The sequence below is a fragment of the Halorientalis marina genome, assembly GCF_023028345.1.
Classification (GTDB): domain Archaea; phylum Halobacteriota; class Halobacteria; order Halobacteriales; family Haloarculaceae; genus Halorientalis; species Halorientalis marina.
The window spans coordinates 2394586-2414480 of record NZ_CP095487.1 but is presented as its reverse complement, the minus strand read 5'-3'; the positions used below and the strand labels follow the sequence as shown (position 1 = coordinate 2414480).

Annotated in this window: 27 protein-coding genes and 1 pseudogene; 14 read left to right on the top strand and 14 right to left on the bottom strand. The window is 66.8% G+C overall.

Annotation, left to right across the window (positions count from 1 at the left end; all coding sequences use genetic code 11):
* Nucleotide 1: 1 nt before the first annotated feature.
* Nucleotides 2-1219: a CaiB/BaiF CoA transferase family protein gene (locus MUG96_RS12335; protein WP_246983218.1), complete on the bottom strand. Its 1218-nt coding sequence runs from the start codon at nucleotides 1217-1219 to the stop codon at nucleotides 2-4.
* Between the two features lie 60 nt (nucleotides 1220-1279).
* Nucleotides 1280-1993, bottom strand: a complete 714-nt coding sequence (locus MUG96_RS12330) for a DUF7117 family protein (RefSeq protein ID WP_246983216.1) — start codon at nucleotides 1991-1993, stop codon at nucleotides 1280-1282.
* A gap of 86 nt (nucleotides 1994-2079) precedes the next feature.
* On the opposite strand from MUG96_RS12330, the gene MUG96_RS12325 reads away from it, so the two are divergent.
* On the top strand, nucleotides 2080-2226 hold the full coding sequence (locus tag MUG96_RS12325; RefSeq protein WP_246983215.1) for a DUF8555 family protein: 147 nt from the start codon (nucleotides 2080-2082) through the stop codon (nucleotides 2224-2226).
* A gap of 259 nt (nucleotides 2227-2485) precedes the next feature.
* Here MUG96_RS12325 and MUG96_RS12320 read toward each other — a convergent pair whose 3' ends face one another.
* On the bottom strand, nucleotides 2486-2764 hold the full coding sequence (locus MUG96_RS12320) for an amphi-Trp domain-containing protein (RefSeq protein WP_246983213.1): 279 nt from the start codon (nucleotides 2762-2764) through the stop codon (nucleotides 2486-2488).
* Between the two features lie 233 nt (nucleotides 2765-2997).
* On the opposite strand from MUG96_RS12320, the gene MUG96_RS12315 reads away from it, so the two are divergent.
* Nucleotides 2998-3273 carry a PadR family transcriptional regulator gene (locus MUG96_RS12315; RefSeq protein ID WP_246983210.1) on the top strand — a complete coding sequence of 92 codons (276 nt, stop codon included), beginning with the start codon at nucleotides 2998-3000 and terminating at the stop codon, nucleotides 3271-3273.
* A gap of 2 nt (nucleotides 3274-3275) precedes the next feature.
* Entirely contained in the window at nucleotides 3276-3506 is a 231-nt protein-coding gene (locus tag MUG96_RS12310; RefSeq protein WP_246983208.1) for a hypothetical protein, read from the top strand.
* Between the two features lie 2 nt (nucleotides 3507-3508).
* Here MUG96_RS12310 and MUG96_RS12305 read toward each other — a convergent pair whose 3' ends face one another.
* On the bottom strand, nucleotides 3509-4723 hold the full coding sequence (locus MUG96_RS12305; RefSeq protein ID WP_246983207.1) for an AI-2E family transporter: 1215 nt from the start codon (nucleotides 4721-4723) through the stop codon (nucleotides 3509-3511).
* Between the two features lie 178 nt (nucleotides 4724-4901).
* Between MUG96_RS12305 and MUG96_RS12300 the strand changes: the two are divergent.
* A pseudogene (locus MUG96_RS12300) lies at nucleotides 4902-6167 on the top strand (MgtC/SapB family protein).
* Here the strand turns inward: MUG96_RS12300 and MUG96_RS12295 are convergent.
* From MUG96_RS12295 to tenA, 3 genes are read right to left on the bottom strand one after another with little or no spacing between them, the layout of a single operon-like run.
* The gene (locus tag MUG96_RS12295; RefSeq protein ID WP_246983205.1) at nucleotides 6164-6493 is read right to left on the bottom strand and encodes a ribbon-helix-helix protein; all 330 of its coding nucleotides are present in this window, start codon (nucleotides 6491-6493) and stop codon (nucleotides 6164-6166) included. The pseudogene MUG96_RS12300 and the gene MUG96_RS12295 overlap by 4 nt on opposite strands.
* 50 nt (nucleotides 6494-6543) lie before the next feature.
* Nucleotides 6544-7224 carry a TenA family protein gene (locus MUG96_RS12290; RefSeq protein WP_246983203.1) on the bottom strand — a complete coding sequence of 227 codons (681 nt, stop codon included), beginning with the start codon at nucleotides 7222-7224 and terminating at the stop codon, nucleotides 6544-6546.
* Nucleotides 7221-7886: a thiaminase II gene (gene tenA, locus MUG96_RS12285; RefSeq protein ID WP_246983201.1), complete on the bottom strand. Its 666-nt coding sequence runs from the start codon at nucleotides 7884-7886 to the stop codon at nucleotides 7221-7223. The genes MUG96_RS12290 and tenA overlap by 4 nt, the downstream gene beginning before the upstream one ends.
* Nucleotides 7887-7995: 109 nt before the next feature.
* Between tenA and MUG96_RS12280 the strand changes: the two genes are divergently transcribed.
* Nucleotides 7996-8919 carry an HhH-GPD family protein gene (locus MUG96_RS12280; RefSeq protein WP_246983200.1) on the top strand — a complete coding sequence of 308 codons (924 nt, stop codon included), beginning with the start codon at nucleotides 7996-7998 and terminating at the stop codon, nucleotides 8917-8919.
* A 51-nt stretch (nucleotides 8920-8970) separates the two neighbouring features.
* Here MUG96_RS12280 and MUG96_RS12275 read toward each other — a convergent pair whose 3' ends face one another.
* The 4 genes from MUG96_RS12275 to MUG96_RS12260 form a co-directional block, all read right to left on the bottom strand.
* Nucleotides 8971-9531 (bottom strand): winged helix-turn-helix domain-containing protein, encoded by a 561-nt coding sequence (locus tag MUG96_RS12275; protein ID WP_246983199.1) that lies wholly within the window; start codon nucleotides 9529-9531, stop codon nucleotides 8971-8973.
* A 49-nt stretch (nucleotides 9532-9580) separates the two neighbouring features.
* Nucleotides 9581-10663, bottom strand: a complete 1083-nt coding sequence (locus tag MUG96_RS12270; protein WP_246983198.1) for a glutamate--cysteine ligase — start codon at nucleotides 10661-10663, stop codon at nucleotides 9581-9583.
* 93 nt (nucleotides 10664-10756) lie between these two features.
* The gene (locus tag MUG96_RS12265) at nucleotides 10757-11392 is read right to left on the bottom strand and encodes a fibrillarin-like rRNA/tRNA 2'-O-methyltransferase (RefSeq protein WP_373222113.1); all 636 of its coding nucleotides are present in this window, start codon (nucleotides 11390-11392) and stop codon (nucleotides 10757-10759) included.
* On the bottom strand, nucleotides 11379-12284 hold the full coding sequence (locus tag MUG96_RS12260) for an NOP5/NOP56 family protein (protein ID WP_246983196.1): 906 nt from the start codon (nucleotides 12282-12284) through the stop codon (nucleotides 11379-11381). The genes MUG96_RS12265 and MUG96_RS12260 overlap by 14 nt, the downstream gene beginning before the upstream one ends.
* 92 nt (nucleotides 12285-12376) lie before the next feature.
* On the opposite strand from MUG96_RS12260, the gene MUG96_RS12255 reads away from it, so the two are divergent.
* Nucleotides 12377-12748 (top strand): hypothetical protein, encoded by a 372-nt coding sequence (locus tag MUG96_RS12255; protein WP_246983195.1) that lies wholly within the window; start codon nucleotides 12377-12379, stop codon nucleotides 12746-12748.
* Nucleotides 12749-12758: 10 nt separating this feature from the next.
* Here the strand turns inward: MUG96_RS12255 and MUG96_RS12250 are convergent, their stop codons facing one another.
* Nucleotides 12759-13388: a hypothetical protein gene (locus tag MUG96_RS12250; RefSeq protein WP_246983194.1), complete on the bottom strand. Its 630-nt coding sequence runs from the start codon at nucleotides 13386-13388 to the stop codon at nucleotides 12759-12761.
* Between the two features lie 123 nt (nucleotides 13389-13511).
* Between MUG96_RS12250 and MUG96_RS12245 the strand changes: the two genes are divergently transcribed.
* The 3 genes from MUG96_RS12245 (at nucleotide 13512) to MUG96_RS12235 (ending at nucleotide 15938) form a co-directional block, all read left to right on the top strand.
* Nucleotides 13512-14372, top strand: coding sequence for a DUF8054 domain-containing protein (locus tag MUG96_RS12245; protein WP_246983192.1), 861 nt, complete (start codon nucleotides 13512-13514; stop codon nucleotides 14370-14372).
* Nucleotides 14373-14474: 102 nt separating this feature from the next.
* Nucleotides 14475-15374: a 3-hydroxyacyl-CoA dehydrogenase family protein gene (locus tag MUG96_RS12240; protein WP_246983190.1), complete on the top strand. Its 900-nt coding sequence runs from the start codon at nucleotides 14475-14477 to the stop codon at nucleotides 15372-15374.
* Nucleotides 15375-15938, top strand: coding sequence for a DUF2391 family protein (locus tag MUG96_RS12235; protein ID WP_246983188.1), 564 nt, complete (start codon nucleotides 15375-15377; stop codon nucleotides 15936-15938). It abuts the gene before it with no gap.
* An 18-nt stretch (nucleotides 15939-15956) separates the two neighbouring features.
* On the opposite strand, the gene MUG96_RS12230 is transcribed toward MUG96_RS12235, so the two are convergent.
* Entirely contained in the window at nucleotides 15957-17462 is a 1506-nt protein-coding gene (locus tag MUG96_RS12230; protein ID WP_246983186.1) for a globin-coupled sensor protein, read from the bottom strand.
* Between the two features lie 180 nt (nucleotides 17463-17642).
* On the opposite strand from MUG96_RS12230, the gene MUG96_RS12225 reads away from it, so the two are divergent.
* Both MUG96_RS12225 and MUG96_RS12220 read left to right on the top strand, forming a co-directional pair.
* A complete protein-coding gene (locus tag MUG96_RS12225; protein WP_246983184.1) occupies nucleotides 17643-17822 on the top strand; it encodes an HVO_2753 family zinc finger protein in 180 nt (59 codons plus the stop codon).
* 38 nt (nucleotides 17823-17860) lie between these two features.
* On the top strand, nucleotides 17861-18127 hold the full coding sequence (locus tag MUG96_RS12220; RefSeq protein WP_246983182.1) for an elongation factor 1-beta: 267 nt from the start codon (nucleotides 17861-17863) through the stop codon (nucleotides 18125-18127).
* 70 nt (nucleotides 18128-18197) lie between these two features.
* On the opposite strand, the gene MUG96_RS12215 is transcribed toward MUG96_RS12220, so the two are convergent.
* The gene (locus tag MUG96_RS12215) at nucleotides 18198-18338 is read right to left on the bottom strand and encodes a hypothetical protein (protein ID WP_246983180.1); all 141 of its coding nucleotides are present in this window, start codon (nucleotides 18336-18338) and stop codon (nucleotides 18198-18200) included.
* A 228-nt stretch (nucleotides 18339-18566) separates the two neighbouring features.
* Here MUG96_RS12215 and MUG96_RS12210 point away from each other — a divergent pair, with 228 nt between their 5' ends.
* The 3 genes from MUG96_RS12210 to MUG96_RS12200 are packed head-to-tail and all read left to right on the top strand — an operon-like array spanning nucleotide 18567 to nucleotide 19870.
* Complete coding sequence (locus MUG96_RS12210; protein WP_246983178.1) at nucleotides 18567-18857, top strand: 50S ribosomal protein L21e; 291 nt, start codon at nucleotides 18567-18569, stop codon at nucleotides 18855-18857.
* Complete coding sequence (locus MUG96_RS12205; protein WP_246983172.1) at nucleotides 18854-19210, top strand: RNA polymerase Rpb4 family protein; 357 nt, start codon at nucleotides 18854-18856, stop codon at nucleotides 19208-19210. The genes MUG96_RS12210 and MUG96_RS12205 overlap by 4 nt, the downstream gene beginning before the upstream one ends.
* 60 nt (nucleotides 19211-19270) lie before the next feature.
* Complete coding sequence (locus MUG96_RS12200; protein WP_246983170.1) at nucleotides 19271-19870, top strand: DUF655 domain-containing protein; 600 nt, start codon at nucleotides 19271-19273, stop codon at nucleotides 19868-19870.
* Nucleotides 19871-19895: the final 25 nt, after the last annotated feature.

Here is a 19895-nt window from a genome sequence, read left to right as displayed (position 1 = left end):
ATCAAATCACGCCACTGTCCCGGAGGTCGGCGAACGTTTCCTCGTCGAGCCCGACCTCACCGACGTAGACGTTTCTGTTGTGTTCGCCGTGTCGGGGTCCGAGGCCGTCGACGGAGCCGGGCGTCCGCGAGAACCTCGGAAACGTCGCGCTCGTCTTCGTCGGCCCGAGGTCCGCGTCGTCGACCTCGACGAACGCGCCACGGGCCTGGTAGTGGTCGTCCGCGAGGATGTCGCCGATGTCGTAGATCGGGGCGACGACGGCGTCGCCAGCGCGTAGCTCGTCGAGCACCTCGTCAGTCGTGCGCTCGGCGATCCAGGGGGCGATGTAGCCGTCGAGTTCCTCGGCGTGTTCGACACGAGCGGCGTTGTCCGCGAAGCGAGGGTCCGCGACCAGTTCCGGGTGGCCGATGATCGCCGCGAGGTTCTCGAAGATGGACTGCTGGGACGCCGAGAGCGCGACGTAGCCGTCGGCGGTCTCGTAGACGTTTCGGGGCGCGGCGTTCTCGTGGCGGTTCCCCAGGCGTTCCCCGGTCTCGCCAGTCCGGTCGTACTTCGTCACCGCTGCCGGGAAGAAGCGGAACAACGATTCGAGGAGGCTCACGTCGACGACCTGTCCCTCGCCGCTTCCGGTTACGTCTCGCTCGAAGAGCGCCATCAGCAGGGCCTGGACGGCGGTCATTCCAGCGGCCATATCGGCGAGTGCGATGGGCGGAAGGAGCGGTTCCCGGTCCGTGAAACCGTTGACGTGGGCGAACCCGGACAGCGCCTCGGCGGCAGTCCCGAAGCCCGGCCGTTCGGCCTTCGGGCCGGTCTGTCCGTACCCCGAAATGCGGACGACGATCAGTTCCTCGTTCGCCTCCCGGAGCCGGTCGGGGCCGAGATTCCAGCCTTCGAGCGTCCCGGGACGGAAGTTCTCGACTACTGCGTCGGCGTCCGCGAGCAGTTCCAGCGCGAGGGCCTTCCCTTCGTCGCGCTTGAGATCGAGCGTCACGCATCGTTTGTTGCGCCCGAGGGACTTCCACCAGAGACTCGTTCCGTCCTCGATCGGCGTCCAGTCCCGCACGGGGTCGTGTCCGTCGGGATGTTCAACGGCGACGACGTCGGCGCCGAAGTCGGCGAGTGTCATCGTCGCGTAGCCGCCAGCGATCATGCCCGAGAAGTCGACGATGCGGAGGCCGTCCAGCGGGCCCGCCGACTCGGCGTCGGTGGTCGTGTTCATGCAGGACACGTCTTCCAGGCGACGGGAGAAACTGCCGAATCGCTGGCGGTCCGTGGCCCGTCAGGGGCCGAGGCCATCGAGCATAGCCCGCGCCTCCGCCAACGCATTCTCGTCGTCGTCGATTACGCCGCGCCCGAGTGCCCTGGCCGTCTTGACGAGTGCCTCGGCGTCTGATACCGGGACGTCACCGTCGAGAGCCTGTATCCGCTTGCGGTGTTCGCCGAGCATCGAGAGAAGGTCGGCAACCGCTGGATCAGGGTCGCCCTCGAACGCGGTCCGCAGATCACGGCAGTAGTCGTCCACTGCGCGGGCGTAGGCGAGTCCGCGCGCCGTCCGCACCGACTCCGGGACTTCCTCGACCGACGGACGGTCGCCCTGGTCGGCACCGCGCAGTAGGCTCAGTAGGTAGTACTCCTCGTCGCTGTCCGCTCGCAGCGACTGGTCGAACAAACGGGCGGCGTGTCTGAGTTCGGTCGCCGCGAGGTACGTCTCGTCGAGCGGTTGCAGGTCGCCCGCGTCGATGAACCCCTGTCGGCGGACGTACTCCCCGGCGACCGTCGCCGCCTCGTCGGCCAGTTCCCACAGCGGTTCGTCGCCGACCCGCGACCTGATGCACGTGAGATCGAGCTCGATCGGTGCTGTCGTGTGTTCTTTCCGGTCGTCGACGCCGATGCTCTGGAGGCTCCCACACTCCGGACAGGCGACACTCCCGGTGTCGTAGTAGGACCACCGGGTTCCACACGCCTTGCACTCGCGGTCCCCGCGAATCTTCATACACCGGGTACCGGCTCCGCGGACTAAACTCGTCCGCACCGAGTCGAGTGTCAAAATACTTCCCGCACATCTCCTAACGTGTACCTATGCGAGACGAAGAGGAAATCCGCGAGCAGTACGAGTTCCTGAAAGAGCAACTCGACGACGAGAATATGAACCACCAGGGTGTCAGACAGATGTTCACGTACTACAAGCGGGCGCTGGGGTGGGCCCTCGAAGAGGAATACATCTGATCGTCCAGCAGTATCGGCCGTAATTCGATTACTCCTACCTATTTCCGCTCAGCAGTGAGCGTTCATCCACGAATCTCGAATCGCCAGACAGTGTTGGCGGTGCCGGTAAGTTTAAGTAATCCTGGCTGCTTGTTTCAGGTGACGCTTCGCTTGGAGGGCCGAAGCGTCAGCGGGGACCAATTCAGGGCGGCAAGCGATCACGCGGGTATTTTCACCCCGCGTGATCTGCTTTCCATTCGGAAACAACGATACTGAGTGACTACTCGATGGAGAGCGAACCGACCTCGCCGCTCGCGTTTTCGTCCCACTCGAGCTCGAACTCGATACTGAGCTCGCCGGTGCCGTCGGTCGGCCCCTCGCGTTCCACTTTCACCTCGAACTCCACCTGCGACGGGGGGTCGACCGTCACCGATTGGCTCCCGGCGTTTAGCGTGATCGACTCCGTCCCGTCGAGTTTGTCCGCGACGGTTCGGAGGTACGACGCGACCTCGTTTCTGCTCTGCATCCGCTCGGTCTCGAAGAGAACTTCTTCGGGCATACCTTGAATCAGGTACCCGAACGTAATAAAGGACGATTGTCACGGCGACACACCCGTCGCGCTGCCGCAGAATTGACAGCACGCTGTTGAATCATGTTCGACATCTAGGGACGCATTCTTGAACAGGTGATACGACCGGATCGAGGGGCTATCCGGCCCATCGGGGCGGAGGACGGGTGGAAAGTCGATATATTTATGAGATTCCGACAGTAACTAACATGTAGACATTACCGATGTACGACCTGACAGGGTTCCAGCGGGACTTGCTGTATGTCATCGCAGGGAGGGACGAGCCACACGGGCTCGCGATCAAGGAGGAACTGGAGGACTACTACGAGAAGGAGATTCACCACGGTCGACTCTACCCCAACCTCGATACGCTCGTCGACAAAGGGCTGGTCGAGAAGGGGCAACGTGACCGTCGGACGAACTTCTACAGTCTGACCCGGCGGGGTCGTCGTGAGATCGAGGCGCGCCGCGACTGGGAAGAACAGTACGTCGACCTGTAACGGTGCGCGCACGGCTGGCGACGGCGGTGGTGGGACTCGTCGTCAGTGTCGGCCTCAGTATCGCCGTGTGGCAGTACTTCGGGTTCCCGGTCTTTCTCGTTTTTCTTCCGTTCGTCCCCTTCCTGTTCAGGAACCGCGAGAGCCGCTCGGTCCGGCGGTGTCCCGCCTGTGGCTTCCGCACCCGGCAAGAGGCCTACGAGTACTGCCCGCGGGACGGCGAACGACTGGAGTGAGGTCAGTCCTCGGGCGTCGTGTCCTCTCCGGGCGGGCCGCCTGGGGCTGACTCACCCCCGCCCACCGCAACGTCGCCGTCGTCGGGCGGTGGCGGGGCTTTCTCGCCGATCAGTGTTCCCGGGTCGACCGCGACGGGCCGGACCTGATTTCTGGTCAACAGCTCCGGGAGGATAATCCGGGCGAAGTGCATGACGAGCACGAGGATCATTGGGCCGAGGAAGATGCCGTACCAGCCAAACAGCAGGGGACCGAGGATGTAGGCGAACATCACCATCCCGACGTGGAGGTTCCGGCCCGAGACGTACGGTCGGAGGAAGAAGTCCGGCACCGAGTCGACGATGACGAACGACACGACGAAAAAGAGAAAGACGAAGGAGAACCCCGTCCCGCTGAGCGCGGCCTTGAACCCGAGATATCCCAGGACCGGGACGTACACCAGTTTCATACCGACGACCGGGATCAGGCTCGCGGCCCCGGCGAGCAGTCCCGTGAGCGCGGGATACGGGATCGCCAGCCCGGCTGGCGCGGTCAGATTCAGCAGGCTGTAGGAGATCGAACCGATAGCACCGGTGATGATGGCGTTGAGGATGTTTCCGAAGAAGATGCTCCTGAAGTCGGCGTCCACGGCGCGCGCGTAGGACCGCAGAACGCCCTGTTCGTCGCCGTAGCGGAGCGCCCACCGCGAGAACTTCGGGCCGTCCCGGAGGAGGTAGAACGCGAGCGCGAACATGACGAACAGGTGCAGGAGGCCGGTGCCGAGAATGCCGAGATACCCGAGTGCTGCCGTCCCGGTGCGCTGGATCGCCTCGACGCCGCCGTTTTGCTTGAGGATCTCCGCGGGGTTTTCGACGATCTCCGAGATGTTCACGTACGGGGTGATGAGGCCTTCGAGCGGCCCCAGGTCGACCTGCTGGAGGTTCGCGGCCTCCTGTAACGCGATGGCGACGGTGTACCCCAGGAGGGCGATGGCCGGCACCGCCAGGACCAGCAGGGCGAGTAGCGCGGCGATCGTCCGGCGCGGGTCACGCCCGACGATGGTTCGTTTCGGGAGTCGACGGTAAATACGATTGAACGCCGGGCGCGTGGCGTAGTAAATGAAGATTCCGAACACGAAGGTCCCGATGAACGAGTAGACGACGAAACCCACGACCGCGAACAACACGGCCGCCGTCGCCCACCACGCGGCGCGGACGCGGTCGATCTCAGGCCGAGACATGTCACCACAATGTAAACGCCCCCATATTAAGACTCCGGGGTGCCGGCTGACGCTTCCGGAGCCGTCTGCCGCGTCGACGATTCCGAATCACATACCAGAACTGCCGTCAATTCGCCTCTCGCGGCCGAGTACGGGTGCGCCCGAATTATTTATATTGCTCTATAAAGTACTATATAGGATGGATCCGGCCGCGGCGACGGTCCCCGGATCGCTCGACGCGGCAGTGACACGGCTCGTACTCGCCGGCGCGCTGGGGCTCTTTTTGGGGCTCGAACGGGAGTGGTCACAGAAGTCCGCGGGTATCAGGACGTTCTCCCTGATCTCGCTCGCCGGCGCGGTGTTTACCGTCATCGGGAACGAGGCCCTGCTCGTCGTCGGGGCGCTTCTGGTCGTCGTCCAGGGAACACTGTTGGCTATCGAGGGGGTCCTGCAGGAGGGAGGGCTGTCGCTCACCACGTCCATCTCGATGCTCGTCGCCTACGGTGTCGGGGCGCTCGTGGCCGCCGGCCTGATTCTGGAAGGCGTCACGGTCACCGTCGGGTCCTCGTTGTTGTTGGTCCTCAAACGGGAACTCCACGACTTCGCCGGCGGGCTCACGCGGGCGGAGCTCCGGTCGGCAAGCGAGTTCGCCATCCTCGCGTTCGTGATCTACCCGCTCTTGCCCGCCGGGTCTGTCACCGCGGGCGCCGCAGCCGGTACCGTTTAGCTGGAACCCCGGGTCGTCTGGTTGCTGGTGGTGACGGTCGCCGGCATCGGCATCGTCAACTACGCTATCGTCCAGACCTACGGCGGTCGCGGCATCGCTGTCACGGGGTTTTTCGGTGGCCTCGCTTCCTCGACGGCCGTCGTCGGGACGATGCTCGATCACGTCCGTCAGCGCCCGTCCGCGACCAGCTACGCGGTCGCCGCGGTCCTGCTCGCGGACGCCGCGATGGCGCTCCGGAACCTCGTCATCGCGCTCGTGTTCACGTTCCGGACCGGCCTTCTGGTCGGGGCGGTCGTCCCGCTCGGCGCGGTCATCCTCGGGAGCGTCCTCGTCGCCGCCGCCACCGCCGACTGGTCGGAAACTGTCGACATGAACCTCGCCAGCCCCTTCTCCCTGCGGCGGGCGCTGACCTTCGGTGGCGTGTTCCTGCTGGTCGTCGTCGCCGGGAGTCTCGCACAGCAGGCCCTTGGCACCGCCGGGTTCTACGCGACGGCCGCGCTCTCCGGCCTCGTCTCCCGCGCCGGCGCGACCACCTCCGCGGTCCTGCTCTACCGGGCCGGCGATATCGCGTCGGCGGAGGCCGTCCTCGCCGTGTTGCTCGCGACCGGCGCGAGCATCGTCGTGAAAGCGGGGCTCACGGTTGCCAGCCCGAACCGGACGTTCGCTACGCGCGTCGCACTCTGGAGCGGCGCGCTGCTGGCAGGCTCGACGGTCGTCACGCTTCTCCTGCTCGCCTAGAACTGGTACCGGCGGTCGTCGTTTTGTTGTTGCTGTGGGAACTGCCCCCCGCCGGTCATCTCGTCGAAGGTCATGCCCGACAGATACTCGTCGTAGGTCACGTCGTACTGGCTCCGGAGGTGGAAATCGAGGTTGCCGGTCTCGACGGCCGTCTGGAAGAGCATGTGGATGCCGCGGCGGACGAGTTCGTCCGGGTCGTCCGGCTCCAGCACCGTCGACAGCATGGCGAGTTCGTTGCGCGTCTCCCGGTCGAGGTCGACGGCGAGTGACCCGTCCAGGTCGTCGAACGTCTCGCCGAGGTCGTCTTCGAGGGTCTCCAGGCTCATGCTCGTCCGGACGGGCGCGTCCCGAAAACGACTTTCGCCTCGTCGCCGGCCTACTCGGCGGCGGCGTCGAAGAACGCGACCTCCAGTTCGACCGCGCGCTCGAAGTGCCGGGCGACGCGGGCCTGGCGGCGCGGGGACAGGTCCGGCCCGACGGCGTCCAGTTCCTCCCGGAGGAAGGCGACGGTCTCGCGGAACCCCTCGCCGGCGTGGAGGTCGATCCACTCGTCGAAGTAGAACGCGTCCGGTCGGTCCCCGTCGGCCGCGCGCTCGCCCCACTCCAGGTACACCCACTCGACGGGCACCAGCACCGACAGCGTCTCGGCGTACCCACCTTCGCGGGCCGCTCGACCGAGGAGGTCCGCGAACTGCTCCGTGACCGGCCAGCGGTCCGGGTCGGTCCGCTCGGCCGCGGGCACGTCCAGCGCGTCGAAGGCCCGCTCGAAGTAGTCGGTCTCGTCGGTCCCGACGAGCGTCAGGAACTCCGCGAGCGTGACGGCCGCGTCCGTCGAGTGGGCCTGCCCCGCGGCGTGGCCGATCACGCTCGTCAGGGCCTCGACGAACTGGATGTCCTGCACCAGATACGTGGCGAAGGCGTCCTCGCTCAGGGTGCCGGCCGCGAGCCGGTCGGTGAAGTCGTGTTCGGTCGCGGCGGTCCAGTCCGGCTCGCTGCGCTCCCGGAGCCATCCCGTGAACCGCGCGTGCTCGGCCGCCTCGAAGGTGTCGGCGCTCATACCGGCCACACCTCCTGTCGCCAGGCCGCGTCCCAGAACATGTACTCGTACCGCGAGGAGGTGACGAACAGCCGCTCGTAGCGGTCGCGCTCGGCGGTGGAGGCGTCGGCCGCCAGGTCGTCCATGAGGTCCCGGCACCACGCCGCCAGGTCGGTGAAATCCTCGCTCGAGTACATCTCGATCCAGTCGGCGTACCCGTCGTGGTCCGGGAGACCCTGCTCCGCCAGCCGGTTCCCGGTCTCGTTGAAGCCCCACATACAGGGGAGCAGAGCGGCGACGAGGTCGCCGAACGTCCCAGTCGCGGCGACGCGCACGAGGAAGTCGGTGTAGGCTCGCGTCGTCGGCGACGGCTCCGTCGCCTCCAGCGCTTCCTCGCTGATGCCGAAGTCGGCGGCGTACGACCGGTGGAGGTCCATCTCGGTGTTGATGGTCTCGTCGAGCAACTCCGCGAACGTGCCGATCCGCTCCAGCGTCGGCGCTTTCGCCGCGCCGTGAGCGAACACGCGCCCGTACTCGACGAGATACACGTAGTCCTGTCGCACCCAGTAGCGGAACGGCTCCTCGTCCAGCGTCCCGTCGCCGATGCCCCGAACCATCGGGTGGTCGTGAATCGCCTCCCAGACCGGATCGGCGGTCTCCCGGAGGTCGTCGGTGAACGCCATACGTTGCCGTGGACGCGCCAGCGTGAAAAACCATCGGATAGTACAACTCGGTTGTCACAGGCGACCGGAACCGTCATCCACAAGCGACGGTCGTCCCTACCGTGGGCCGATGACCGACGAGGGGGCCGACCCGTTCGCCGCAGTCGACATCGATGCCGTCCGGGAGGCGCTGGTCGAGTGGTACGAGGACGACCACCGCGCGTTCCCGTGGCGGGAGACCGACGACCCCTACGAGATTCTGGTCTCGGAGGTCATGAGCCAGCAGACCCAGCTCGGGCGTGTCGTCGAGGCCTGGGAAGCCTTCCTCGACCGGTGGCCGACGGCCGCCGATCTCGCCGCCGCCGACCGTGCCGACGTGGTCGGGTTCTGGACGAGCCACAGCCTCGGGTACAACAACCGCGCGAAGTACCTCCACGAGGCCGCCCGGCAGGTCCAGGGGGAGTTCGACGGCACGTTCCCCCGCGACCCCGAGGGACTGTCGGAGTTGATGGGCGTCGGCCCCTACACCGCAAACGCCGTCGCCTCCTTCGCGTTCAATAACGGCGACGCCGTGGTGGATACGAACGTCAAACGCGTCCTCCACCGCGCCTTCGGCGTGCCCGACGACGACGCTGCCTTCGAGCGTGCCGCCGCGACACTCATGCCCGAGGGCCGGTCCCGCGTCTGGAACAACGCCATCATGGAACTCGGCGGGGTAGCCTGCGAGAAGACGCCGGCCTGCGACGAGGCGGGCTGTCCCTGGCGGCGGTGGTGTCGGGCCTACGAGACGGGGGATTTCACCGCCCCGGACGTGCCGACCCAGCCCGCCTTCGAGGGGAGTCGGCGACAGATGCGCGGCCGCGTCGTCGACGCGCTCTCGGACCGTGACGGACTCCGACTGGACGAACTCGGGCCGAAAGTCCGCGTCGACTACGTCCCCGACGGCGAGTACGGGCGCGAGTGGCTCCGGGGACTGCTCGCCGACCTCGCGGACGACGGCCTGGTCGAGATCGAGGGGCGCGACGAGGACGCGGTCGCGCGCCTCAAGCGGTAAGTGGGGACGTGCTCGGGGGAGAGACGAGGCGGGCCCTCGACGGACGGCCGGTCACTCCTCGTCGGACGGCTCCCCGTCGGTGGATTCCTCGTCGACCGTGATCGTCACGGGCTCGTGGTCCGCTGCGGTCGCCGCCTCTTCGCCCTCGCCCTCGTCGTCCCCGTTCTCGCCGTTGAGGTGGTCGTCGAGGTTGAAGACGGTGTTGAGCTCGGACTGCACGTCGCCGGCGATTCCGGAGACGAGGTCGCTCGGCGCGATCGCCGTGTACTCGTACGGGTTGTTGCCCGCGCCCCCGCTTTGCCGTTTCCGACGCTCGACTTTCTCCTCCTCGTGGAGTTCCGCCAGCGCCTCGCGGACGGTGCTCGGGTACAGCCCCGTCCCCTCGGCGATCTCGTCGCTCGTGCTGTGGGGGTTCTGTCGCAGATAGACGTAGATTCGCGCTCGCGTTTCCGTGTCGAGAATCCAGGACAAGAGGTCGACGATGCTCTCGTCGAACCGCTCGACCGCGCGGTCGGCCTCCTCGCCGAGGCGGTCTCGGACGCCCTCGTCGTCCTCGGCAATTTCCACCTCACTCGACTCCTCGTGCTCCTCACTCCCGTTGTCAGTAGACATACGTCCTCTCTAGAACGACGGAAGGATAGGCCCGGGTAAAAATCCTTGGCTACAGCCGAAGGGCGGCACAGACGGTGTCCATCCCCGCTTCCTCGTGGAGTCTGCGCTGCTTCTCGGCACCGCTCTCGGCGTCGTACACGTCCCGGATGCCGTCGACGCCCAGCCGCTCGCACTCACGGTCGACGAGTTCGCCCAGGTCCACGGTGTCGTCCATCTCGCGGTCGAGCAGGGCCGTCTCCTGCCCGTACCTGAGCGCGCGCCACTTGTTTTCGTCGAGCAGTTCCCGGCGGTGACGGCGCCCGCTCTCCCCGTCCTCGTAGCGAGCGCCGAGGTCGGTCACGAGCGCGTGGACGTACTCGACGAAGGCCAACACGCGGTCGGGGTCGGCCTGTCCGTCGGGGGTCCGCACCTCCACCGTCCCGAGTCCGGTGTGGGGGCGCACGTCGTACCAGAGTTCGCCCCGGTCGTCGATGGAGTCGTTCTCGACCATCGTCCGCTCGAAGTCGTCGAAGTCGTCGAAGTCGTCGAAAGCGGTCGGCACGCCCGTATTGGGCAGTGCCTCGAAAATCTTCGCCCGGGCGGACTGGAGGCCGGTGTCCATGCGGTTCCAGTACGGCGAGTTCGCCGACAGCGCGAGGACGACCGAGAGATGCCAGCGAATCTCGTTCGCGATCCAGACTGCCTTGTCCGCGTCGTCGACGCCGACGTGGACGTGCAGTCCCGCCGTCGTGTTGCGGTGCTGTGGGTACTGGATGCGGTCAAGTTGCGCCCGGTAGCGGGGCTTCTCGGCGTGTTCGAGCTCCTGCCACTTCGCGGCCGGGTGCAGGCCCGCCGCCGCGATGCCGTAGCCGTGTGTCTCGGCGTGGTCGACGAGCGCCTCCCGGACCGCGAGGAGCTGTTCGCGGGCCTCGTCGAGGTCGTCGGCGCTGATCGTCGGCGTCTGCGTCTCGATGACGCACTTGAACAGTTCGTGGTCGAGGCGCCCGTCGAGAATCTCGGGCGGCTCGCTCCCGTAGACGAGGGTGTCGGTGCCACTGGTCGGACGCCCGTCCTCGTCGACGACGTAAAATTCCTCCTCGATACCGAGAGTGCCCATCCGCGCGAACGCGTCGGCGGAACCCCGCTCGTCCATCGCCCGCCGGTTGGTCGTCCCCCGGCTAAAACGTTCCCCTTACCCCCAGGAATCCCGCTCGCGCCGCCACCGCATCGCCACCGCTCGACCCGCTTACCGCGGCCGGGCGACGACCCCGAGGTGGTCGGCGTGGTACGGCTCCAGCCGCTCGTGTTCCAGCACATCGTACCCATCGCGCAGCGTCGCGAGCGCGTCATCGAAGACTGCCGCCGGTTCGTCGGTCACGTCCTCGCTGCGGGCCTTGACCGCCAGCAACAGGCGGCCGTTCGCTCGCAGGAACTCGCGGTTCGCCAGCGCGACGTCCGCCTGCCCCCGGGTCGCCACGTCCTGGACGATGGCGTCGACCGGCTCGACGACGTGCGCGTAGGTCTCGGGTTTCCGTGCGTCCTTCAGCAGGGGGAACAGCCGCGGGCGCCCCTCCGCGACGGTCACGAGGTCCCGCATCGGCCGGGCCGCGAACTCCACGGCGTAGGTGGGCCCCGCGAAGTCCGCGACGTGGCTGGCCGTCGTCCCCGCCGCGGCACCGAGATAGAGCACCGTCTCCCCCCCGTCGAGACCGGTGTCCATTCCGCTCGCGAGCATCGCCCCGAGCTTCGACCGGTGTGGGTCCCAGCGGCGCCACCCCTCGTCCGTCGGCTCGCCGTAGACCGGCTCGCCCGCCGTCGCCAGCGCCGTCTCGCCGTCGAAGTCGCGGCGCTCGACGCCCGTCGGCAGGTCACGCATCGTCATCCCCTCCGTCGCCACGACTGTCGTCTTCCGCTGCCGTGTCTCCAGCTGCCGCCGACGCGTCGTCGTCGGCACGGGCCTGAATCGCCTCGATGCGCTCGTCGAGTTCGGCCTGCAGTTCCGGCCGCCGGTCGCCGCTGTAGTGGTCGACTCGTGCGGCGATGGTGAGTTTCCCGGCGAGCGCCCGGGCCGCGGAGCCGCGGTCCTCGCGGCGGGTGCCCCGGACCGCCTCGTGCGTGAAGATGACGCCGTGTTTCGGCGACGGCGCGGAGCCGCTGAGGTGTGCAAAGAGGGCGTCTTCGGCGCCGAGGACCTGGACGGTGCCGCTCGGTTTCTTCGCCAGGTCGCCGAGGCCCCCAGCCAGCGCGATCAGGCGGGCGGCCAGTACGGGTCCCGCGAGCATCGAGAGGTTCGGCGCCACGTCCGCCGCGGTCCGCTCGACGAACGCACGCAGGTCGTCGGCCTCCTCGTCCAGTGCGACGGCGCGACGGGCGAGGCTCACCAGTCGCCGGTCGGCGGCCGTCGAAGGGTCCCGTGCAGCGACGTCTCGGGCGTACGCGAGGCCGGTACCGCCGTCGGTCTCCCTGGAGCCACCCCACTCGGCGACGCGCTCGGCGAGTTCGTTCGCCTGTCGCCGGGCGTCGTCCATCGCGCGAATGGCGTGAACGAGCTGCTGGTCGAGTGCCCCCGCAGCCTCGGCGGCGGCCGCCCGGGCGGCGTCGACCGTCGTCGCGTGGAGCCGGTCGTAGTAGTCCTCGGTGTCGGTGGCGTAGCCCGCGTCGACGGCCGCGGCCGGCCAGTCGGCCGGCTCCTCGGCACGCGCGTCCCTGATGCGCCCCCTCGCGGCCGCGTCGTCGTCCGGGTCCAGGCCAGCGAACCAGGCGTCGTCGGTCATGTCTCCCGTGTTTCCTGCCACGGCGGTAAAGGTTCGCGGTCCGTGCCGGACCAGTACGCTCTTGTCGGGAGACCCCAATAACACCGATAAGGATGGCGAATGCAGACCTGGAGGCCGTCGACCCGCTTCACCGGTTCGTTTTGCTCTCGGTCATCGAGTTGCGACACCGCGAAGACGTCCCGGCACACTCCTTCGACGTGACTCGCGTCTGTGAGGACATGCTCGACGAGTTCGACGAACTGGCCGCGGTGCTCCCCGGGGGGATCACCCGCCAGCGGACGATCACGGCACTGACCGAACTCGAAGAAGCCGACCTGCTCGACAAACAGAAGACCAAGTCACCGACCGGGAAGGGGCGACCGGCCTACGCCCTCGACATCGACGAGGTCGGTGTCCTCGCGGCCCTCGAAGACGACGACCGGTTCGCCGACGCCGTCGAACACGTTCGCGAGACGCGGAGCTGACCGTCCCGCCTCAGACGGGGGGGCCGGCCAGGATCGCTCCCACCATCAGGAGGATGAGCGTCAGGTTCGTCGCGAAGTGGGCCACGTAGGCCGTCTGCAGGCCGCGGCGGTCCCTGATCAGTTTGTACACCAGCCCGACCGCGAAGATGGGGATGACGGCGAAAATCGGGATTCCCATCACGAGGTGCAGCGCGGCCCAGACGACGACCTCGCGGAGCGAGTCGCGGTAGTACGCTTCCTCGTAGAAGTTGAACAGCAGGAGTGCGAGGATCATGATGGGCACGAAGATCGAAAGCGTCAGCCCCGCGCCGAGTTCCTGCCCGACGCCGACGTCGCCACCGGAGCCCGGTGTGGGGCCACCGCCCGGCGAACCGCCACCACTGCCCCCGGCGGGCAGGAGGTCCGAGATCGGGGCCGCGATGATGTTCTGCCCGAGCCAGCCCCACTGGAGGACGGTGATCTCACGCGCGAGGAGCCAGGCTCCGATGGCGACGGCGAACAGCACCACGACGACGGCCGGGACGTAGAGCAGGCCGCGGACACCGGCCCGGAGGTCGCGGAGTCGGGCGGGGACCTCCCGGATGTTGATCGCGACCGGGATCACGACCAGCACGAGAAAGACCGCCAGTTCGAGCAGCATGTCGGTCGTGGCTTGGGTCCCAGACGCGTTCAATGTTCGGTCCGGGATTCGTAGCCGTCCGTGCCCACACCGCGCTCGCTCCGCGCCGAAACCCTGATGACGGCGAGCGCGGATGGGGCGGGTATGGTAGATGCGCGGATCGAGGGGATCGTCGACCGGGTCCGACGGCCGGAGTACACGGGCGAGAACCGCTGTGTTCCCTGTACCGCGGCGAATCTCGTCATCGCGGCCGTCGCGTCGCTGTTCGCGGGTTGGCTGGCGTCCGTCCCCGGCGGACTCGTGGTCGGCGGGGCGGTCGGCGGCGTCGTCTTCGCGGCGAGCGTGGCCGCCATCACGCTCCGTGGCTACCTCGTTCCCGGGACGCCCGAACTGACGAAACGGTACCTCCCCGACCGCGTACTCGCGGCGTTCGGGAAGGCGCCGAGGTCGGCCGGCGAGGGACCGGCCGAATCGGTCGACGTCGAGGCCGCGCTCTGGGAGGCCGGCGTTCTCGAAGAACAGCCCCACGGCGACCTCGGACTGACGGACGCGTTCGCGACCGAGTGGCGACGGCGAATCGAGGATCAGCGGGAAGCGGGCACGGAGCGCGAGATGCTCGCCGAAATCGTCGGCGTCGACCCCGAAACGATCACGTTCGAGGAGTTCGGCGAGGTATCGTTCGTCGCGAAACACGAGAACCGGCGACTGGGGCGCTGGGAATCGCGGGCCGCGTTCCTGGCCGACGCGGCCGGCGGCGACCTGCTCCCCGAGTATTACGACGGGTGGGCGTCGGCGAGTCCCGCCGCTCGCGGCCAGTTGCTCGCCGGCCTCCGCCTGTTCATCGAACGGTGTCCGGCCTGCGACGGCGACGTGCGTTTCGGGCAGGAGGTCGTCGAGTCCTGCTGTCGGCGCGTTCCCGTCGTCGCCGTGACCTGCGAGGACTGCGACGCGCGGCTGTTCGAGGTCGACGCCCCGGAGGAGATGCGCGAGGCCGCGTCGGCCTGACTCGACGGTCGCCGTGTCTCTCACGGTCGCTCTGGCGCCGCTGGCCGGTCGCGGTGTGTAACACCTGGAAGTTTTAACCGCCAGGACCGCGGGGTAACGGGCATGGAAGTCGCAGTTATCGGTGCCGGGACGATGGGAATCGGGATCGCCCACGTGTCCGCGGCGGCCGGCCACAGCGTCAATCTCCGCGACCTCGAACCGAACATCGTGATGGACGCCATCGACACGATCAGCACGCGACTCGGCTCGGGTGTGGACCGCGGCGCGCTCTCCCAGTCCCAGGCCGACACCGCACTCGACCAACTCGACGGGACGACGGACCTCGAATCGGCCGTCTCGAGCGCCGATCTCGTCGTCGAGGCCATCCCCGAGGACCTCGAGAACAAGCGGGAACTGCTCGCTGACATCGAGGAGTTCGTCGACGAGGAGGCGGTCATCGCCACCAACACCTCCTCGCTGTCGGTGACGGCCATCGCGACGGCGCTGAAACACCCCGAACGCGCCGTCGGGCTCCACTTCTTCAACCCCCCACACAAGATGAAGCTCGTCGAGGTCGTCCTCGCCGAGCAGACGAGCGACGAGACCGCCGAGTTCGCCGAGGAGTTCGTCGCGGACCTCGAGAAGACGGCCGTCGTCGTGCAGGACGCCCCCGGGTTCGCGTCCTCGCGGCTCGGGCTGGCGCTCGGCGTCGAGGCGATGCGGATGGTCGAACAGGGCGTCGCGAGCGTCGAGGACATCGACGCGTCGATGGAACTCGGCTACAACCATCCCGTGGGACCGCTCGAACTCACCGACCGTGTGGGACTGGACGTGCGCCTCGATATCCTGGAGTACCTCCACGAGGAACTCGGGGACCGCTTCGAGCCGCCCGAAATACTGCGCAGAAAGGTCGAACAGGGCAACATCGGGAAGAAGGTCGGCCGCGGCTTCTACGTCTGGGAGGGCGGCGAGCCGAAGGACGTGGCCGACGACGAGGACTACGACATCGAGGACGTCATCTGAATGAGCGGGGGCCGGGACGACAGGCGACCGCCCACGCTCGGTGACCTGCTCGACGATCTCGACGAACTCGAGGACACCGTCGACGACCCCGACGAGCGCGAGCGGGTGCGCGAAGCCATCGAGACGGCACAGTCCGTCGAGGAACCGGCCGTGTTCGGCCGCACCGTGGTCGGGTTCGACAGCGGGGACGCCGCCGAGTCACTGCTCGGGGCGCTCGTGTTCGGCATTCCGATGCTCGTCGAGGGTGGGACGCTGGAGGTCGGCGAGTTCCTCGCCACCCGCCCGCTCTTCCTGCTGGCGACCCTCGTCGGCGGGCTCGGCGTCGTCGCGAGCATCATCTACATCGCGGACTTTCAGGACGTGCGGGTGGCGAAGTGGTACCTCGGCGTCATCCCGCGCCGGTTCGCGGGCGTCATCGGCGTCTCCCTGCTGACCGCACTCGTCATGATGACGCTCTGGGGGCGCGTCGACTGGGCGGCACCGACGGTGGCGCTCTCGCAGGTGATCGTCGCTTTCGTCCCGATGGCGGTCGGGGCGGCACTGGGCGATCTGCTGCCGGGGTAGGGTCAGGGCGGACGTGGTTCAGCGGGAACTGGCGCCGTCGTTGACGAGGCGGTCGGCGCTCTCCCGTAACTCGTCGATGCGGTCGCGCTGTCGTTCGGCTTCGGACGTGACCTCGTCGACGCCCGCGGACACCTGCTCGACGTCCTCGACCGCCTCGTCGACCATGCTGGCTACTTCCTCCGTACTGGCCGCTTGATCGTCGGCCGCGTGGGCGACCTGCTCGATCCCCTCGGCGGCCTCTTCGACGGCATCCACGATTCCGGCGAGGTTGCCGATGACTTCCTCCACGCCGTCGATACCGTCAGCCAGCTGGTCGATGGTGGTTTCGAGGTTGGCGGCGGTGTCGCTCGTGTCCCGCTTGATGTCGTCGACCATCCCCTCGATCTCGCCGGCCTGTTCCTGTGAGGCTTCCGCGAGCTGTTTGACCTCGTCGGCGACGACGGCGAACCCTTCGCCGGCCTCACCCGCGCGGGCGGCCTCGATGGAGGCGTTCAACGCGAGGATGTTCGTCCGCTCGGCGATATCGTTGATCACGTCCACGACCGAATCGATCTCGTCGACGCGGTCGTGGAGGGTCTCTACGTCGGTCGCCACGTCTGCCGCCGACTCGCTGATTCGGTCCATCGTGTCGAGCGCGTCGTCGGCGGCTTCCTCGCCCTTCGCTGCGAGGTCCTCGGCCTCCGAACTCCGCTCGTTTACCTGATTGGCCGTCGAGGCGACTTCTTCGATGGTGGCCGAGAGGTCCGAGACTTCGTTCGCGATAGCCCGCATCTTCTCGGACTGGTCGTCGGTGATCTCGTTGATCTCCGTGGCGCTCTCCGTGACCCGCTCGGCGGCGTCACTCGCCTCGGTGAGCGGTTCCTGCATCTCGGACTCGACGCTCCGCGTGAGTTCGCGCTTGTGCTCTAACTCCGCTTCGACCTGTTCGCTGTAGGAGTCGATGTAGGTGTCCATCGCCACCTGCTGGTCGATGTTGATGAGTTTGAGTACGGAGAGTGCGGTCTCGACCAGTCGATCCAGCGCCGCCGCGCCGTCGAGATCACCGCCGTTGGCGGCGAGATCGGGTTTGATGTCCTCTGCCAGTGCGGTCAGGATTCCCTCGTAGTAGACGCTGTACGCACCGAGATACGTTTTGGGCCCGAGATCCAGCATGTCGTGTACCTTGCCGACCCGGGCCCGCCGGTCGAAGTACCCCTGTCCGTACTCGCCACTCCCCAGTTCCCGGAGGTACCGCGCCTGGTCGCTTTTGAGCGCCTCGATGCCTTTCGAGGAGCGGCCGAAAATAGCCTGGCTCTCCGCGTGGGACCGGAGATGTGCATAGAAGTTGTCGGTCAACTCCGGGGCGATCTCGTCGAACAGGTCCGCCTTCGCTTCCAGTCGACGGGCGTCGTCCTCGTCGAACTGTGTGAACGATTTTCGCCTCTCGATCTCCGCCGTGTCGATCCCCAGCCGGTCCGTCAGTCGCGCACCGTCTACGCCGCGCCTTTCGGTATCGGTGACTTTCTTATCGGGGTTGAGACTCATACACCGGAGTGGCATTGACCGGCTTTTAGCGCTTCGGTGGCGTTTTTTGTCGTGATAATCAGGAGAGTGGGCGTCGAATAAAAACGCGAGTCGTCGGCCCTCGGGACCGCGTCATCACGACCACGGGACCACCGGCGGCATAAGTTAAGGGTTAAATGTCACGCTGTGTTCGGTGAGGGTATGAGCGACAGTCAGCAGAAACGAAAACAGAAGTGTATCTCCTGTGGGATCAACATCTCCGGGACGGACGCGGCGGGGTTCAAGTGTCCGGACTGTGGGCAGCAGATCTACCGCTGTGCCAAGTGCCGCAAGCAGAGCAACCTCTACGAGTGTCCGGACTGTGGATTCACCGGGCCCTGAACCGCAAACCAAATCACACCACACCCCAACCACCAGCCATGGGAAAAGTCGCAGCCCAGATCAAAGTCATGCCGCAGAGCCCGGACATCGATCTCGACGCGCTCCAGGAGCGCCTCGAACAGTCGTTGCCCGAAGGAGCCAAGATTCAGGGGATCGAGCGTGACGACGTGGCCTTCGGCCTCGTCGCCCTGTACCCGACGGTGATCGTCCCGGACGACACCGGCGGCACCGACGCCGTCGAAGAGGCCTTCGGCGACGTCGAGGGCGTCGAGAGCGTCTCCGTCGAATCGGTCGGCCGCCTGTAGCGCCGCTCCCTGTTCGTTCTCGCTGTCACGACACCCCGGCAGTGCCATCGGTCTCCGCCCCTGTCCGGCCTCACTGGTTGTATATCTGTGCCACCATCGGCAGGGTCGCGAGGCAGGCCGCGAAGCCCAGAATCCCCGATACCGCCAGCATGGCGGCGTCGATCCCGGTCACGACCCCCACCGCGAGCACCTTCTCCCCAGGCGTCATCATGCCTACCAGTCAGTTGTCGGCCACAATCTATAAACGAATGCTTCGGCTCCGGCCGCCGAACGGCCACAAGAAATATATACTGCATTGGTCGGTCGCCCGTTCGGGTGTGCCCGTGGCGGCGTGGGACCGCCTTTCGGTGACGCGGCACCGCCGTTCGGCGTGGTGGGTTCGACCCGCGGGTTCGGAACGCACGTTTTATAAGCCCGACCACACAACCGAAAGCCACGAATGCCCAACTCACACGGACCCCACAAAGGGACGCGGCACAAACTCTCGAACAAGCCACGCGAGCGCGGGACCTCCCCGCCCCAGCAGTCGGTCGCGGAGTACGAGCCGGGTCAGAAGGTCCATCTCAAGATCGACCCGAGCATCAACGAAGGGCGGTTCCACCCCAAGTTCAACGGGCTGACCGGAACGGTCGCCGGACCTCAGGGTGAGGCATACAAAGTCGAGATCGACGACCAGGGGAAAGACAAGACGGTCATCACCCTGCCAGCACACCTGCAGTCCCAGGAATGACGATCTTCAAAGAGAAGGTCGGCGAGGAGTACCTGACGCTGGCGGAAGCGAAAGAGATCCTCGGCGACCTCGAGCAGGAGCGGGCGGCCGACGAGGAGCGCGAGATGCGCTACGAACTCGCCCGGGCCGTCGAACACGTCAACCGCTTCGCCGTCCTCGACCCCGAGGAATCCCAGGCGTTCGTCGACGAACTCCTCGACCTGGAGAAAGTCGACGAGCCGACCGCGTACAAGATCGCGAACACGCTCCCGCGGGACCGCGACGAACTCCGAGCGCTGTACGCTCAGGAGCGGTTCACGCTCTCCGGCGATGAACTCGACGACATCCTCGACGTCGTCGCGAAATACGCCTGACCGCGGCCGGGTCCGGGTTCGGCTGGGGCTTTTATGTATCCCGTAACCGTACGACGCAGCATGAGCGACTCCGAGAGCGGGGGCGGTGAGGGTGACGCCGGGAACGACGGCGGGGAGACGGCGGCTGTCCTCGATTTCCTCCCGCACGGGCGCACGGAGGACGACCGTCCGCAGTACGAGAAGTCCCCACTGGCCTACGTGGTGACCGAAACGGAATTTCGGCTGGCGGAACTCGAACTCGACACCGACTCCGACATCGCCATCGGCGACCGGATCGACCTCACGGACGACGAGGAGATCATCCGGATTCGCGACATCGACTACGACGACCTGCCAAGCGGGGCCCAGTCGGAGATCGACTACGTCGTCGAGGAGATCGTCGTCTCGAACGAAAAGCGGTTCGTCGACTTCTACAACGAGGCCCAGCCCATCACGCTCCGGCTCCACCAGCTGAACCTCCTGCCAGGAATCGGCAAGAAACTCCGCAACAACCTCCTCGACGAGCGTGACCGGCGGCCGTTCCAGAGCTTCACCGATCTCGAATCCCGCGTCAGCGGCCTCCACAACCCCAAGGAAGTGCTCGTCGAGCGCATCCTCGAAGAACTTCGCGAGGACGACCTGAAATACCGGACGTTCGTCGAGCGCGACGACGCGGAGTGACACGTTTTTAGCGGTCCGCGACCGA

Coding starts and splice junctions, on each gene's coding strand:
- MUG96_RS12275 (WP_246983199.1), bottom strand. CDS start 9,531: ATGTCTACTGACAACGGGAGTGAGGAGCACGAGGAGTCGAGTGAGGTG.
- MUG96_RS12270 (WP_246983198.1), bottom strand. CDS start 10,663: ATGGACGAGCGGGGTTCCGCCGACGCGTTCGCGCGGATGGGCACTCTC.
- MUG96_RS12325 (WP_246983215.1), top strand. CDS start 2,080: ATGCGAGACGAAGAGGAAATCCGCGAGCAGTACGAGTTCCTGAAAGAG.
- MUG96_RS12265 (WP_373222113.1), bottom strand. CDS start 11,392: ATGACGATGCGTGACCTGCCGACGGGCGTCGAGCGCCGCGACTTCGAC.
- MUG96_RS12315 (WP_246983210.1), top strand. CDS start 2,998: ATGTACGACCTGACAGGGTTCCAGCGGGACTTGCTGTATGTCATCGCA.
- MUG96_RS12335 (WP_246983218.1), bottom strand. CDS start 1,219: ATGAACACGACCACCGACGCCGAGTCGGCGGGCCCGCTGGACGGCCTC.
- MUG96_RS12205 (WP_246983172.1), top strand. CDS start 18,854: ATGACGATCTTCAAAGAGAAGGTCGGCGAGGAGTACCTGACGCTGGCG.
- MUG96_RS12240 (WP_246983190.1), top strand. CDS start 14,475: ATGGAAGTCGCAGTTATCGGTGCCGGGACGATGGGAATCGGGATCGCC.
- MUG96_RS12230 (WP_246983186.1), bottom strand. CDS start 17,462: ATGAGTCTCAACCCCGATAAGAAAGTCACCGATACCGAAAGGCGCGGC.
- MUG96_RS12260 (WP_246983196.1), bottom strand. CDS start 12,284: ATGACCGACGACGCCTGGTTCGCTGGCCTGGACCCGGACGACGACGCG.
- MUG96_RS12245 (WP_246983192.1), top strand. CDS start 13,512: ATGGTAGATGCGCGGATCGAGGGGATCGTCGACCGGGTCCGACGGCCG.
- MUG96_RS12235 (WP_246983188.1), top strand. CDS start 15,375: ATGAGCGGGGGCCGGGACGACAGGCGACCGCCCACGCTCGGTGACCTG.
- MUG96_RS12290 (WP_246983203.1), bottom strand. CDS start 7,224: ATGAGCGCCGACACCTTCGAGGCGGCCGAGCACGCGCGGTTCACGGGA.
- MUG96_RS12280 (WP_246983200.1), top strand. CDS start 7,996: ATGACCGACGAGGGGGCCGACCCGTTCGCCGCAGTCGACATCGATGCC.
- MUG96_RS12225 (WP_246983184.1), top strand. CDS start 17,643: ATGAGCGACAGTCAGCAGAAACGAAAACAGAAGTGTATCTCCTGTGGG.
- MUG96_RS12255 (WP_246983195.1), top strand. CDS start 12,377: ATGGCGAATGCAGACCTGGAGGCCGTCGACCCGCTTCACCGGTTCGTT.
- MUG96_RS12295 (WP_246983205.1), bottom strand. CDS start 6,493: ATGAGCCTGGAGACCCTCGAAGACGACCTCGGCGAGACGTTCGACGAC.
- MUG96_RS12330 (WP_246983216.1), bottom strand. CDS start 1,993: ATGAAGATTCGCGGGGACCGCGAGTGCAAGGCGTGTGGAACCCGGTGG.
- MUG96_RS12220 (WP_246983182.1), top strand. CDS start 17,861: ATGGGAAAAGTCGCAGCCCAGATCAAAGTCATGCCGCAGAGCCCGGAC.
- MUG96_RS12305 (WP_246983207.1), bottom strand. CDS start 4,723: ATGTCTCGGCCTGAGATCGACCGCGTCCGCGCCGCGTGGTGGGCGACG.
- MUG96_RS12210 (WP_246983178.1), top strand. CDS start 18,567: ATGCCCAACTCACACGGACCCCACAAAGGGACGCGGCACAAACTCTCG.
- MUG96_RS12215 (WP_246983180.1), bottom strand. CDS start 18,338: ATGATGACGCCTGGGGAGAAGGTGCTCGCGGTGGGGGTCGTGACCGGG.
- MUG96_RS12320 (WP_246983213.1), bottom strand. CDS start 2,764: ATGCCCGAAGAAGTTCTCTTCGAGACCGAGCGGATGCAGAGCAGAAAC.
- tenA (WP_246983201.1), bottom strand. CDS start 7,886: ATGGCGTTCACCGACGACCTCCGGGAGACCGCCGATCCGGTCTGGGAG.
- MUG96_RS12200 (WP_246983170.1), top strand. CDS start 19,271: ATGAGCGACTCCGAGAGCGGGGGCGGTGAGGGTGACGCCGGGAACGAC.
- MUG96_RS12250 (WP_246983194.1), bottom strand. CDS start 13,388: ATGCTGCTCGAACTGGCGGTCTTTCTCGTGCTGGTCGTGATCCCGGTC.